Origin of the sequence: Coleofasciculus sp. (assembly GCF_046539235.1) — a bacterium.
Lineage (GTDB): Bacteria > Cyanobacteriota > Cyanobacteriia > Cyanobacteriales > Coleofasciculaceae > Coleofasciculus.
This window is the reverse complement of sequence record NZ_JBKHHI010000149.1, coordinates 1-14,038: the sequence shown is the minus strand read 5'-3', so window position 1 is coordinate 14,038 and position 14,038 is coordinate 1. Positions and strand designations below refer to the sequence as shown.

The following is a 14,038-nucleotide window of genomic DNA, read 5'->3' as shown; positions in this document are numbered from 1 at the left end:
AGTTCAGGGCTTTAGTTCAGGGCTTTAGTTCAGGGCTTTAGTTCAGGGCTTTAGTCAGTGATCATCCACCACTATTCATCGCCATCACGATAAAACGCAGTACAAAAATCCCCGCCAAAACCCACACCGCGATCGCGACTTCATTTCCTTTCCCCTGAAACCCTTTAATTAACGGATAAGTAATCAATCCAATCGCCAACCCTTCCGCGATCGAATATGTCAAAGGCATCATTAAAATCGTTAAAAATGAAGGAATAGACTCCGCCGGATCATCCCAGTGAATCCCCCGTAAATTCCCAGCCATCAACACCCCCACAATCACCAATGCTGGCGTCGTCGCAAAAGCCGGAATACCCGACAGTAACGGAATAAAAAATATCGAAACAACAAACAAAATCGCCACAACAACAGCCGTAAATCCCGTGCGCCCCCCTTCCGCAATACCCGCAGCCGACTCAATATACGTCGTCACCGTCGAGGTTCCCAAAACCGCCCCTACCGTTGTCCCCACCGCATCCGCCATCAACGCTTGATTCGCCCGGGGCAATTCCCCCTGTTCATTAATATACCCCGCCTGCATCCCCACCCCAGTCAGCGTACCCACGGTGTCAAATAAGTCCACAAACAGGAACACAAATAACACCGCCAGGAAATCCCAGCTATTCACCTGATTGATTCTACCCAATCCCGCGATCGCAACTCCGACTAAATCCACGGGTAACTCAGGAACACCGACAATCCCCTCTGGTAACGGAGACACACCGAGAATCCAGGCTAGCGCCGCCGTTGCCAAAATCCCCCATAGCAGCGCCCCGGTGAGGCGACGGGCGACAAATGCGGAGGTAATCAGGATACCCGCGATCGCAATTAATGTCGAAGGTTGACTCAAGTCCCCTAATTTCGTTTTCGTCACTGCATCAGCGGCGATAATCCCCGCCCCACTTAAGCCAATATAGGCGATAAATAAGCCAATTCCCACCGCCGTTGCCCGTTTCAGACAATCGGGAATCGCTTTGACGATTAAATGACGGACATTTGACAGGGTTAGGGCAATAAAAATCAACCCTTCGATTAAGATAGCAGAAAGGGCAATGCGCCAGTCGATGCCTAATCCTAATACCACCGAGTAGGTAAAAAAGGCATTGAGTCCCATACCGGGGGCAAGGGCAAGGGGGTAATTCGCCCACAATCCCATAACTAGGGTAGCAATTGCCGCAGAAAGTGCTGTGGCGATGACTAATTCATTAAACAAATCTCCTGATGCTTGTAAAAAAATGGCATCGGATAAAATGCCCGGATTCACAACCAAAATATAAGCCATCGTCATAAAGGTGGTGAACCCTGCCAATAGTTCTATGCGGATTGTAGTTTGATACCACTCAAACTTAAAGAATTTAGCCAGAATGCCTGACTGTCTCGGTGGTTGTTCAGACGGATTAACATGGGAATGCCCTTGATTTGGATCATGATGACTCATAACTTTTCCCTGAGATGCCCTAAATATTAGCTTAAGGATGCCACTCAACCCAATGATAATGTGAATATTGTTCAAATCCTTACCTAAGACGTAGCTGGCTTCTCGCTCCTTTAAATATAACGCTCCCCGCCGTTAACTTTGATTATGATATGATTGGGCATAAAAAGTTATCTATCTTATCAAACTATTGGTTCCATTTTGGCTTAACCGCTATTTTTTTAGCCTCAGCCCTGCTCCGATTTTGGGGATTGGGTCGATTTAATACGCTGGTATTTGATGAGGTATATTATGCCAAATTTGCCAATAACTATTTAACCGGAACAGACTTTTTTAATGCCCACCCGCCCTTGAGTCAATATATTATCGCGATCGGGATGTGGCTGGGTTCTCATCTTCCGTGGGATCACCATACCATGAATGGTTTGGCGGGTTCATTACGATCGACGTGGAGTTACCGTTGGCTGAATGCGCTCACGGGTTCGTTTATCCCCTTAGTTGTCGCCGGAATCGCCTATCAGCTTAATCGGCGTCGCAGCTATGCGTTAATCGCCGCCTTGTTAGCCGGGGCGGATGGTCTATTTTTAGTTGAGTCTCGCTACGCACTGAATAATGTCTATTTGGTTATTTTGGGATTATTAGGGAATTTATGTTTATTAATCGCACTCAATCAATCTCAGTCGAAACGCTGGTTGTTTTTGGCATTATCGGGTGCTCTTTTCGGCGCATCGGCTTGTATTAAATGGAATGGTTTATGGTTTTTATTCGGAGTTTATCTCCTGTGGGGGATGGCTTGGTTGCTTCAGTGGAGAAGAGAGGGTTCAAAATTTAAACTTGGGGTTGGGGCGGGTTTATTTACATCTGGAGCAAAAAGAGACGATAATTGTGAAACCCGCCCCTACAAACCCTGCCCTCCAGCGCAGCGCCGGGTCAACACTCAAAACTCAACACTTAAAACTTCCTTAGTTAATTTAACTCAATTAAACGGGATTCAATTTTTAGTTAATTTTGCCTTAATTCCGGCGTTAACCTATAGCTTACTCTGGATTCCCCACCTAATCATGAATCCCCAACCCGGATTTTTGGAAGCCCACTATAAAATTTTGACCTTTCACGAAAAAATCGGTAGTGGACCAGAGGTTCATCCCTACTGTTCAAAATGGTACACTTGGCTAATTATGCTGCGACCTGTGGCTTACTTTTACCAAACTGCTCAGAGTACCCGTCAACAAGTCCCGGCTTACCCACCGTTACCCAAAGGATATGGTCAGGTGATTTATGATGTCCACGCGATGGGAAATCCTATCCTTTGGTGGTTGTCAACAGCAGCAATTTTATTGTTACTGTTGCTGTTACTACAGCGTCTTTGGTCAGGAATGCGTGGATATTTTCCGCCCACAACGGTGAATTATATTAGTCTCTATTTAGGTCTTAACTGGCTGGCTCAGTTACTACCTTGGATTAGGGTAAGTCGCTGTACATTTTTATACCACTATATGGGGGCTTCTGTGTTTTCCGGGTTAGGGTTGGCTTGGCTGATTGACCGTTGGTTACATCGGGAACAAGAGTCTTGGCAAATCGCGGCGATAACGGTTATCAGTTTAATTCTGTTGGCATTTGTATTTTGGTTGCCAATTTATTTAGGATTACCTCTATCTCCTGAGGGTCATCAACTGCGAATGTGGTTTCGTTCTTGGATATAGATTATTTGGTCATTGGTCATTGGTAATATCCGCGCTTGTCGGGGCGACCCGCTTGTATAAATGAACAACTTTTGTCGTCTCAATTTGGTCGGATCGCCCTCTGCGATTCGGTGAGGATGCAAGCCTTGCGCCCCTAATTTTCCATAGATTTAGGTGTACTATTACCCTTGTGTCATTGCCACAATTTGAAGCGTTGTTAGTTCTAAGCGAGGAAACAGGGGAGACAGAATTTTCGCGTCTCCTTGATATCGCGCTGCCTGGTATTCATCGTCAATTAAACGATTGATGGTTACAGTGGGTTGTTTAGGAGATCCAATATATTGAACGCCTCCGAGTCCGGCATAATCGACGATCCAGTATTCCGGGATTCCGAGTGTTTCGTATTCATTTAATTTAATCCGGTAATCGTCCCGCCAATTGGTGCTGACAACTTCAATCACCAGGGGAGGTGGTATGTATGCTGCCGCAGATGCTGAACTTTGACGCATTCTTTGCCATTCGTCTTTGGCGAATACAACAATATCGGCTTTACGACTGGACTCATTTTCACCGGGGGCGTTATTCAAGCGGACTTGTTTACTCTGACGGGGAACATAGGGTAAATTAAAGTCTTGGCAATGGTTGTTCAGGAGACGACAAAGCCCATCAACAACGTCTTCATGTTTGGCTGTAGGTTCACTGAGGGGCATGGCAACTCCTTTGACAAGCTCGAATGACCTACCGGAGCCATCATCCCAATTCAGAAATTCCTCGAAGGTCAGAGGTTTTTTGGCGATCGCGATCATTGTTCTTGCTCCAATCCATCGGTCAGCTTGATTTTGCTTATGTCTATGTTAAGGTTAATGGCACTGAAATAAACAGTTTTGGAACGCCAAAATCCTTGATATATAGTAGGGTGGGCATTGCCCACCAGCCTAACAGGAGCGTGACATTCATCTTACGAATTACAGCAGTTTCGTGGCAATGACCGTATTATTTCTCCCACATTCCCCGAATTGTCATGCATTTAAATTGGGTATTAGTAGCGAGCAAGATGCTTTTGGGTAGCGAGCAAGATGCAAAGCCTGCGGCATGGCTTCGCTAAACGCACTACTACGGCAAGGATTTCACCATTGTTGACATTAAGCTTTAAATGCCGAACAGCTTAAAAGGGCGTGGAGTAAACAGAGAGTTTTTTTTAATGAGTTTGGTTACCCCATTTTCAACCAATCAAACACTTGGTTGACGCTAAGAGATAATTTTATATCGCCCAAAACTGGCAGGACTTGTTCGCCCTGACATAACACAGGTTGTTGCTGCGGTTGTAGGCACAAAATGCTGAGATCGTCTGGGTCAATAAACCAGCCTAGGCGACTGCCATGTTCTAGGCAATAGAGAATATTGCCTAACACTTTGTTGGGTCGTTGTTCGGGGGAAAGAATTTCTATCGTCCAATCTGGCGGAAGGTCAAAGTTATCGGGTACGTTACCCTCAGCAGTGAAGGGAATACGTTCCCACTGAAAAACTGCCACATCGGGGACGATGGATCGTACACCAAAACTACATCTTAATTCTGGGAAGGCATAGGCAATTTTTGTCTCCTCTGCAACTTGATTGATAGTGGCGCAGAGTTTTCCTTGCAAGCGGCTATGTCGTCCCTTTGGCATGGGCTTTTGAATGATTTCTCCATTGATATATTCACTGGCGGGTTTGGTTTCTGGTTGTTGCAAAAACTCGTGCAATGTTAGTGGCTGTCTGAGTGCTTGTACCATGGGGATCGCCTGCAAGGTGAGACGGCAAGTTATAGACTCAATTCTAGTGAAAAGCGACGCGATCGCGCCTTGGTAGGATAGACCTATCGTAGGTTGGGTTTCGTTCCAAGGACTCAACCTACGATCCTCTGCTCCCAGACGCTTCTTGCATCCTGTCTGGAACATTGCTCCCCCTCTTGCTCACGATAGAATGGGTAAAATGACCAGCGATCGCACTTCCTCTGGTCAACTATCCATTAAAATCTCTAAAGTTATTGTATATAGCGATTTGGCATTAACAGCGAGAGGAGACAAAAGTACGCATGGGCAAGGTAGTCGGCATTGACCTAGGGACAACAAACTCTGTGGTAGCCGTCATGGAGGGTGGCAAGCCGGTTGTCATTGCTAATGCAGAAGGTATGCGGACAACCCCTTCTGTGGTAGCGTTTAGCAAGGAAGGGGAACGCTTAGTCGGACAAATGGCACGCCGCCAAGGGGTTCTCAATCCCCAAAATACGTTTTATGGGATTAAGCGATTTGTGGGGCGGCGATATAGTGAACTCAATCCGGAGTCGAAGCGCGTCCCCTATACGATTCGCCGTGATCCAGAAGACGCGATTAAAATTCGCTGTCCCCGGCTGAAGCAGGAATTTTTCCCGGAAGAGATTTCGGCGATGGTACTGCGGAAGTTGGCGGATGAGGCGACTCGCTATCTGGGCGAGGAGGTGACGGGGGCGGTGATTACGGTTCCCGCTTATTTTAATGATTCTCAACGACAGGCGACGCGAGATGCGGGGCGGATTGCGGGTTTGGAGGTGTTGCGAATTCTCAATGAACCCACAGCCGCATCTTTGGCGTATGGGTTGGATCGGGAAGACAGTCAGACGATTTTAGTTTTTGATTTGGGCGGGGGTACGTTTGATGTTTCAATTCTAGATGTGGGAGATGGCGTATTTGAGGTGAAAGCCACCAGTGGCGATACCCAATTGGGGGGAAATGATTTTGACCGCAAAATCGTCGATTGGCTAGCCGAACAGTTCCTGGAAGCCGAAGGCGTGGATTTACGCCGCGATCGCCAAGCCTTACAGCGATTGATGGAAGCTGCAGAAAAAGCCAAGATTGAGCTTTCGGGGGTGGGGGTGACGGAGATTAATTTACCCTTTATCACCGCCACCGCCGAGGGACCTAAGCATCTGGAAACCCGACTGACTCGTCCCCAGTTTGAGGGATTGTGTGGGGAATTAGTGAGTCGTTTGCGTCGTCCCCTAAAACGCGCCTTCAAAGATGCGGGATTGACGCCTGTGCAAATTGATGAGGTGGTTTTGGTTGGGGGTTCGACTCGCATTCCCTTAGTTCAACAATTGGTGCGGAGTTTAATTGATAAAGAACCGAATCAAAATGTGAATCCTGATGAAGTAGTGGCGGTTGGGGCGGCAATTCAAGCGGGTATCCTGAGTAATGAAGTTAAGGATGTGCTGTTGCTGGATGTGACACCGTTATCGATGGGATTAGAAACCATTGGTGGGGTGATGAAAAAGCTGATCCCCCGGAATACAACTATCCCGGTGCGGCGATCCGATATCTTTTCCACCAGCGAAAATAATCAAACCCTCGTAGAAATTCATGTCCTGCAAGGGGAACGGGAAATGGCAAATGATAACAAATCCCTGGGACGGTTTAAGCTGACCGGAATCCCGCCTGCGCCCCGGGGCGTTCCCCAAGTGCAAGTGGCGTTTGATATTGACGCTAATGGGATTTTACAGGTAACTGCCCTAGATAAAACCACGGGGCGGGAGCAAAGTGTGACAATCCAAGGTGCATCGACCTTAAACGAGTCGCAAGTGCAACAGATGATTCGCGACGCCGAGGAAAATGCCCAATTAGATCGTCAACGTCGGGAACGGGTAGAGAAGCGCAACCGCGCCGAAACCATGGCGACGGATGCAGAACGTCAACTCAAGGAAGTTACCCTGGATTTTGGCACCCAATTTGCCAGTGCGTATCGGCGGCGGATTGAAGCCCTAGTCTTGGAACTGCGAGACGCGATCGCCCAAAATGATGACCGGGGGATTGACCGGGCGCAATCGGATTTACAAGATACCATCTATGAACTCAAACGGGAGGTACGGTTAGCTTACGCCGAAGATGAGGATGATGACTTTTTTGGCTCAATTCGTCGTGTCTTCACTGGAGAAGACGAAGAGGACGCCTATTGGGAACCCAAACGGCGTGAACCCCGTGAATCCCGTGATCCGTATGATTATGGTGTAGGGACAGGTCGATCCAGTCGCCAACGCGATTACGAAAGACCCAGAAGTTATTCTCGTCGTGATGTCCGTTCCGCCCCTTTAGAAAATGATTGGGATGAAGAGGATGATGATTGGTTTTAAATAGTGTTGACCCTTCACTTCGGAAAGAGTGCATGGCGCGTGATTGTGTAGGGGCGGGTTTAGGGACTAATATTGATTGTTGTCCCTAGCTTGACGGCAAAACCCGCCCCGACTAAGTTTTGACGGCGAGATCCATTGGACAAATGACATAAGACCAATGACATAAGACCAATGACCAATGACCAATGACTAACGACAATGCAAAACTTTCGCAATTATTACGAGATTTTAGGAGTTCCCCCCGATGCATCCAGTGATGAGATAAAAAAAGCATTTCGGCGACTCGCCCGTAAATATCACCCGGATGTAAATCCAGGGGATAAAGAGGCGGAGGAACGGTTTAAGGATATTAACGAAGCCAACGAAGTCCTGTCTGATCCGAGTCGGCGATCGCAGTATGATCAGGTTGGCAACTTCTTTAAGAAGAAAGGATTTACCCGTAAGGCGGCGAAAACCAGTCCAGTGAGAACCGCCTTTTCTCGTAATGGTCGGGGGCGTACTTCTAGTCAAGAAGTGGACTATAGTGAGTTTGGCGATTTTAACAGCTTTGTTGAACAACTTCTAGGACGCCGTCCGCCTCGTCCTGGTATGGGAACGGAACGGACAGGGGGGCGAGTTGAGTCCTCAGATTCGTTTCGTCCTGGAACCCGCAAAACCGCTTATAGAGTTAATCCTAGCGCCCAGCCTAAAGATGTAGAGGCGCGATTAACATTGCCCTTAGAAAAAGCCTATACCGGGGGAATTGAGCGAATCCGTCTTGAAGATGGTCGATCTTTAGAAGTTGAATTACCCGGAAATATGGTCACAAATCAGCGAGTTCGCCTCAAGGGTCAGGGAATCGCTGGTGGGGATTTATTTTTAATTATTACGGTTTCGCCCCATCCGTTCTTTAAGCTGAGAGGGTCAGATATTATTTGCCAATTACCCGTGACAGCAGCCGAAGCGGTATTAGGAACGCCTGTAGACGTACCAACGTTGGATGGGCGAGTGAAAATGAATATTCCGGCGGGGGTGCAGTCAGGTCAACGATTACGTCTTGCGAATAAAGGGTATCCGATAGAGGGGAAACGGGGTGATCAGTTAGTTGAAATTCAAATTGTGGTGTCAAAAACGCCAAGTCCCGAAGCGCGAGAACTGTATCAGAAATTGTTAGAAGTTGAACGGTTTAATCCTCGGCGGGATTTGCCGATTTGAGTAAAAAATAGAGGGTAAAAATCTACAACGGTTTAACATGAGATAAATAGTCGGACATATTGGAGGATGAAGTTTTAAACAGCGGCGATCATGCTAGAATAAGGTGAGATTTACTGATTCATTTGGCGATGGAAGTTGACGATGGAAGTTCTCAAACTGACGACGACGATTGATGAATTAGGATATTTAAGTATTAATGTTCCAACCGATTTAGCGGAAAGATTGTCGGGTTGAGGTGGGGCGATCGCACTATTGGAGCATTGAATTTTAGGCAAGGGTGATCGCCCTAGAACGCAGTTATGATTAGGGGAGAGTGTGGGTTTGACAAACCGAGTCAGCGACAGCAAATCTACAACGGATTAGCATGAGATATTGAGGAGAGTCATGATGCAAATTACAATCGATATCCCTGATGAAATCACCGAGCAACTTACCGAAACACCCGATCAGTTGCAGCGTCATCTACTCGAACTCCTAGTCATCGAAGCCTACCGCACCGAACGCATTACCCACTTTCAGGTTGGACAACTCCTCAAACTCCCCTCCCGTTGGGCAGTTGATGAATTTCTCAAAACCCACCAGGCTTACCTTCACTACAACCCAGACGATTTAGAAAGCGATCGCCAAACCCTGCGTCAGTTAAGAACCCAGAATGTCACTACCTGATTAATGATAGTTATCTCCGATACGTCCCCGATTCTTTACACTCTACCCAACCTACAAGAATCTTGTGAGCATTTATTTCTCTTCTGGTTGATCGGGAATAGATTTAAGCGGTGTTTTGAGTAAAACCCAATCGAGATAAAGAATAAAAATATGCATTTTCACAAAATTACTGATACGCTGAAGCTTGCGATCGCGCAGCACCCATGCCCAGAGTTTCTCGACCAGCAGTACCAGAACGATTTCGGCAGACTTTTCTAGAGCCAGAACTAAGATATTTTCAAGCATTGCCATAACCTTGCTGTTTGTTGACTCTTTTAAAGTCGCTGAAATGCAGTAAAAGCAAGGCTTTTGGCGTGTGTGAGTTATGTATGCGCTATGGGTGACTTTTGCTTGATGTCGCTAAAATTGAGCAAAAGATTACTATTAGGCTATGGTTGAGCGATCACTTCGGGCTTCTCCAGAGGGCAGAAAGACGGCAAAAACAGCGCTCATTGGCTGTCGTCTGACTCAGCAGCAATTGGCAGATGCATTAGGAGTCACTCGTCAACCAATCGGTAAGTTTTTCAAGGGTAAGCCTGTTGATCGCGAACTATTTGTCCGCATCTGCGAAAAGTTGAAGCTGGATTGGCAGGCGATCGCACAAAAAGATGATGAACTTGAGGCAGAGCAAAACCGGAATGCAGCCTCTGACATTGATGCTCTAGTCCAAGAAATCCGTAAGCAGGTCGAGCCTAACATCCGAGAGCGATGTGGCACAATGCGGGTGCTGGATATGAGCCAGCCGATTGGTTTAGGCAAAATCTACACCAGCGTCAATATTTTGGAAAAACTGACGAAAACGAGAGGACTGGAATTAGCGGATCTGATGCGGGATACCTCTCCAGAGGAGTTTGATCGCTTCTGCTTGGGTAATGTCAGAGCAAGGCGCATTCCAGGATTGGAAGCGGTTGAGCAATTCTCCAAGTTGATGATTTTTGGGAAACCAGGTGCGGGAAAAACGACGTTCCTGAAGCATCTGGCGATTCAGTGCATCGGCGGGAAGTTTCAGACAGAAAGGATTCCGGTATTCATCACATTAAAAGACTTTGCCGAAACTGATGGGAATCCGGATTTGCTGGAGTACCTTGATCGGTCACTCCTGATGCACCCCGCTTTACAAAATGTGGTCTGTGCAGGTAGAGCATTAATTTTATTGGATGGCTTGGATGAGGTTAGAGATGCTGATAGCGATCGGGTATTGCGGCAAATTACTGGATTTTCGCAGCAATTTCCCCAAAATCAATTCGTCATTACTTGCCGGATTGCGGCACGGGAATACACGTTTGAGAAATTCACAGAAGTAGAAATTGCTGACTTTGACGACAAGCAAATTGCTGATTTTTCCGGTAAATGGTTCCGTAGCAAAAACGACCCGATTAAGGCAGAACGGTTCCTGCACAAGCTACAGGAAAATGAACCTATCCGAGAACTGGCAACGAATCCGCTATTGCTGACACTGCTATGTCTAGTTTTTGAAGACTCCGGCAGTTTTCCTACCAATCGCGCTGAACTATATGAAAACGGTGTGGATGTGTTACTGAAAAAATGGGATGTTAAGCGCAATATTGAACGCGATCACGTTTACAAAGGGCTGTCATTAAAGCGAAAAAAAGATTTACTCAGTCAAATTGCCCGAACAACTTTTGAAGAGGGAAACTACTTTTTTAAACAACGGCAACTGGAGCGCTACATCAGCGAATATATCCAAAATTTATCAGGTGCTAGCACTGATCTCGAAGCATTGGAAATAGACAGTGCAGCCGTATTGAAGTCGATTGAAGCACAGCATGGGCTGTTAGTGGAACGGGCAAGAGGTATCTATTCCTTCTCGCATCTGACTTTTCACGAGTATTTCACTGCCCGTAAGATTGTGATGAGTTGCAATCCCTATGCTGCTGATGATCTGACGCTGCAAGAGTTGGTAAGTCACGTTGGTGAGAAGCGCTGGCGGGAAGTGTTTTTGCTAACGACTCAAAGTTTAGACCCTGCAGATGCATTGTTGCGGTTGATGAAAGCTCAGATTGATAGGCTATTGGTAGGAAATGAGAGGTTACAGGAGTTTTTAATCTGGGTGGATGAGAAGGCGCGATCAGTTAAAGTACCATTTAAGTTGGCTTCCGTTAGAGCATTTTACCTCGCTCTTGAACAGAGATTAGAAATTGATTCTAATCAGGCTAACGTCCGGGAATTTCCTATTCCGACGCTAGCCTTTAGTATAGATCCTGATTTTGCTTTTGCTTATGATTTAGGAATTGATTTTGAGTTGCTCAAAACTTTATTAGCTTCTCAAATAATTGAAGAAGCTACTCGTTCTGTTAATATAAAATGTTTGAGTTTTTATGATAATGACGGAAATTATTATGATGATGGTGGGGTTTATCTGGGTAAGGAAGATACATTTATACTGGGTGATGATGACTCCGATCTCAATCAGTACCAAGCTAAGGTTTATGGACAATTTTGGGACGACGTCAAAGAAAAATGGAATGTGGACAGTGATATAAGCCTCCATGACGAATTATATATTGTTTTTCAGTATCCCCTTGAGGAAAAACTAAGAGAAGAATTACTCTTTCTTAGAGAGCAATTACCTACGCCATTGGAATTTGCCAAAAATCCAGAAAATGAAGGTGAAGAAAACTGGAATGATTGGGGTGAATTTGACTGCCAAAGTTGGACTTTGTCTCTATTAAATACTATGCTGGAACATCGTAACATTGGGCAAGACTGGCAGTTTAGCGATACTGAGGAAGCATCTGTTCAGCAGTATTACAACGCTAATAAGCTGCTGGTGGATTGCCTAAATAGCGATTGTTATGTCAGCCGGGAAGTCAGGCAGGAAATTGAGGATACATTACTTTTGCCAATGTCTGAGTAGGTTCCCTCTCAATTATCATACGTTATGATAGCACCACACATCTAAAGGCTCTATGGTTGAAGTTATTCAGGCAAGCAATCTAGCTTTATATGAACTAGAAGAAAGGTTTAACCTGGTACAGGTTCAAGACTATGACTTTTTCCCAGAGTGGCAGAGTATAGCACCAGACTTGACAGCCTATGAACAGCATTGGCTTGATCAAGCTAAGGCAGATTTTCTCAGCCTTGCTAAGTATCCACTGCACGAAGAAATTGTCAAAATTGCCGTGTTAGCTCCGATTTTGTCCATAGCAGGATTGTGTCGTGCGCCCTTTGTTCCTGCGGCTGAAAAGCAGGTAGAAATTACATTTGAAGATGAAGATGAGGTGATTCGAGGACGAGTCGATTTGCTGGTACTTTATCGTAATCTTTGGGTTGCCACAATTGAAACCAAACCCAAACAAGCAGACGTAATAACCGCTTTACCTCAAGCATTACTTTACATGATGGCAAGTCCGATTAGTTCCATTCCCCTGTTTGGATTGTTGACGAATGGTAATCATTTTCTCTTTGTGAAGCTGCTCAAACAGGAGACTCCAAGTTATGGCTTATCAGAATTATTTACACTATTGCGACAGGAGAATGATCTGTATCGAGTTGTGGGAATTTTGAAGCATTTGAGGGAGTTGGTGCTGAGTGAAGATTGGCAAGCGCAGCAAGTTGGCTAGAGCGTCAGTCGGCGTAACTCAAATTAGCGCTTATGTAAAGAAATGCCATAGCACGTTTGTTAATTTTCGGGGCAGGTTTAGGGATGAAATCTAACGTAAAAGCCGATAACTGAACAACAAAACTCGCCCTTAAGAGCCGATAATTGATCAATAAAACCCGTACACCTGAATGTAGAGGATCTAGGCTTACGCCCTTATCGAAGTGCCGCATCAGAACGGAAATCGTTATATAATGACTAGCATCTGTAGAAAGCTGGAGTCATTCCCATGTCGTTACAAGAACTCAAAGAACAGGCTTTCAAGTTATCCGTGAATGATCGCCTTGCACTCGTCAATGCTATTATTCAATCTCTGCAAGATACCCTCAATCCACAACCCAACCGAAAAACCCTGATCAACCAGATGCGAGGATTGTTGAAAACTGATCAGCCACCACCAACTGATGCTCAAATTCAGGCAATCTTGGAAGAACGTCGGGTGGAGAAATATATTCCGTGAGAGTCCTGATCGATACAAATGTTATTTTAGATTATTTACTGGAACGAGAGCCGTTTTTGCAAGATGCACAAGCCTTATTTCAGGCGATTGGTTCTGAGCAGGTTATTGGTTATGTTACAGCAACAACGCTAACTGATATCTTCTACATTGCGAGAAGACAGACTCAGAGCGTTGAGCAGGCAAACCAAGTTGTCTCTATGACACTGGCAGTGATGGAAATTTGCCCAGTGGATCGCGCTGTATTGGAGGTAGCTTTAACATCTGATATAAGAGATTTTGAAGATGCTGTACAGGTTGCTTGTGCGATTGCTCAAACTTTAGATGCAATTGTTACCCGTGATACACAGGATTTTTCTAATGCAACCGTACCCGTTTTATCGGTTAGTCAATTATTGGAACAGTAGTCCCTACACCTGCCCGGAGTTCAAACTCCGGGCTAAGAGCTACTGTCCATCCATTAAAATGGACTAAAACTCTTATCCAATCGGGCAGCAACAGTTTTAACCCAAGGCAGGGATAATTGATTGGGTAGGGGTACGATACTATCGTGCCCTGATCTAGCTCATCTATTTGTGTCCAGTTTTTTTTCGGAATCAAGTCTCACAACAGCACAGCTCAGCTTCCTGTGTCGTGATTCTACGTTCCTCAACCCAACGTACAAAGTTGATATGCACTCCAGAAAAGGATTAACTCAAGCGCTGGCGTAGCCACAACGCCAACAGAGGCAGAGCCAGTCGATAATTTTGCTCTGAGCCATAAA

At 45.8% G+C, this 14,038-nt stretch carries 12 protein-coding genes; 8 read left to right on the top strand and 4 right to left on the bottom strand.

The genetic code is table 11. The annotated features are described in order from the left end of the window. Positions 1 to 61: 61 nt before the first annotated feature. On the bottom strand, positions 62 to 1,477 hold the full coding sequence (locus tag ACLFWI_RS14940) for an NCS2 family permease (protein WP_446413580.1): 1,416 nt from the start codon (positions 1,475 to 1,477) through the stop codon (positions 62 to 64). Positions 1,478 to 1,626: 149 nt separating this feature from the next. On the opposite strand from ACLFWI_RS14940, the gene ACLFWI_RS14935 reads away from it, so the two are divergent. Next, positions 1,627 to 3,177: a dolichyl-phosphate-mannose--protein mannosyltransferase gene (locus tag ACLFWI_RS14935; protein ID WP_446413579.1), complete on the top strand. Its 1,551-nt coding sequence runs from the start codon at positions 1,627 to 1,629 to the stop codon at positions 3,175 to 3,177. A gap of 161 nt (positions 3,178 to 3,338) precedes the next feature. On the opposite strand, the gene ACLFWI_RS14930 is transcribed toward ACLFWI_RS14935, so the two are convergent. Together ACLFWI_RS14930 and ACLFWI_RS14925 are read right to left on the bottom strand one after the other, a co-directional pair. Further along, on the bottom strand, positions 3,339 to 3,962 hold the full coding sequence (locus tag ACLFWI_RS14930; RefSeq protein WP_446410073.1) for a Uma2 family endonuclease: 624 nt from the start codon (positions 3,960 to 3,962) through the stop codon (positions 3,339 to 3,341). A gap of 405 nt (positions 3,963 to 4,367) precedes the next feature. Beyond that, positions 4,368 to 4,928 (bottom strand): Uma2 family endonuclease, encoded by a 561-nt coding sequence (locus ACLFWI_RS14925; protein WP_446413581.1) that lies wholly within the window; start codon positions 4,926 to 4,928, stop codon positions 4,368 to 4,370. Positions 4,929 to 5,230: 302 nt separating this feature from the next. On the opposite strand from ACLFWI_RS14925, the gene dnaK reads away from it, so the two are divergent. The 3 genes from dnaK (at position 5,231) to ACLFWI_RS14910 (ending at position 9,157) form a co-directional block, all read left to right on the top strand. After that, entirely contained in the window at positions 5,231 to 7,297 is a 2,067-nt protein-coding gene (gene dnaK, locus ACLFWI_RS14920; protein ID WP_446413578.1) for a molecular chaperone DnaK, read from the top strand. A 198-nt stretch (positions 7,298 to 7,495) separates the two neighbouring features. Further along, on the top strand, positions 7,496 to 8,491 hold the full coding sequence (locus tag ACLFWI_RS14915; protein WP_446413577.1) for a DnaJ C-terminal domain-containing protein: 996 nt from the start codon (positions 7,496 to 7,498) through the stop codon (positions 8,489 to 8,491). Between the two features lie 387 nt (positions 8,492 to 8,878). Then, positions 8,879 to 9,157: a UPF0175 family protein gene (locus ACLFWI_RS14910; protein ID WP_446413576.1), complete on the top strand. Its 279-nt coding sequence runs from the start codon at positions 8,879 to 8,881 to the stop codon at positions 9,155 to 9,157. Positions 9,158 to 9,229: 72 nt separating this feature from the next. On the opposite strand, the gene ACLFWI_RS14905 is transcribed toward ACLFWI_RS14910, so the two are convergent. After that, positions 9,230 to 9,448: a hypothetical protein gene (locus tag ACLFWI_RS14905; RefSeq protein WP_446413575.1), complete on the bottom strand. Its 219-nt coding sequence runs from the start codon at positions 9,446 to 9,448 to the stop codon at positions 9,230 to 9,232. Between the two features lie 139 nt (positions 9,449 to 9,587). Between ACLFWI_RS14905 and ACLFWI_RS14900 the strand changes: the two genes are divergently transcribed. From ACLFWI_RS14900 to ACLFWI_RS14885, 4 genes are all read left to right on the top strand, one after another. Then, the gene (locus ACLFWI_RS14900) at positions 9,588 to 12,074 is read left to right on the top strand and encodes an NACHT C-terminal helical domain 2-containing protein (RefSeq protein ID WP_446413574.1); all 2,487 of its coding nucleotides are present in this window, start codon (positions 9,588 to 9,590) and stop codon (positions 12,072 to 12,074) included. 52 nt (positions 12,075 to 12,126) lie between these two features. Then, a complete protein-coding gene (locus tag ACLFWI_RS14895; RefSeq protein WP_446413573.1) occupies positions 12,127 to 12,780 on the top strand; it encodes a restriction endonuclease subunit R in 654 nt (217 codons plus the stop codon). A gap of 267 nt (positions 12,781 to 13,047) precedes the next feature. Then, positions 13,048 to 13,278 (top strand): hypothetical protein, encoded by a 231-nt coding sequence (locus tag ACLFWI_RS14890; RefSeq protein ID WP_446413572.1) that lies wholly within the window; start codon positions 13,048 to 13,050, stop codon positions 13,276 to 13,278. Next, positions 13,275 to 13,682 (top strand): putative toxin-antitoxin system toxin component, PIN family, encoded by a 408-nt coding sequence (locus tag ACLFWI_RS14885; RefSeq protein WP_446413571.1) that lies wholly within the window; start codon positions 13,275 to 13,277, stop codon positions 13,680 to 13,682. Before ACLFWI_RS14890 ends, ACLFWI_RS14885 begins: the two co-directional genes overlap by 4 nt. The last annotated feature ends 356 nt before the right edge of the window (positions 13,683 to 14,038 follow it).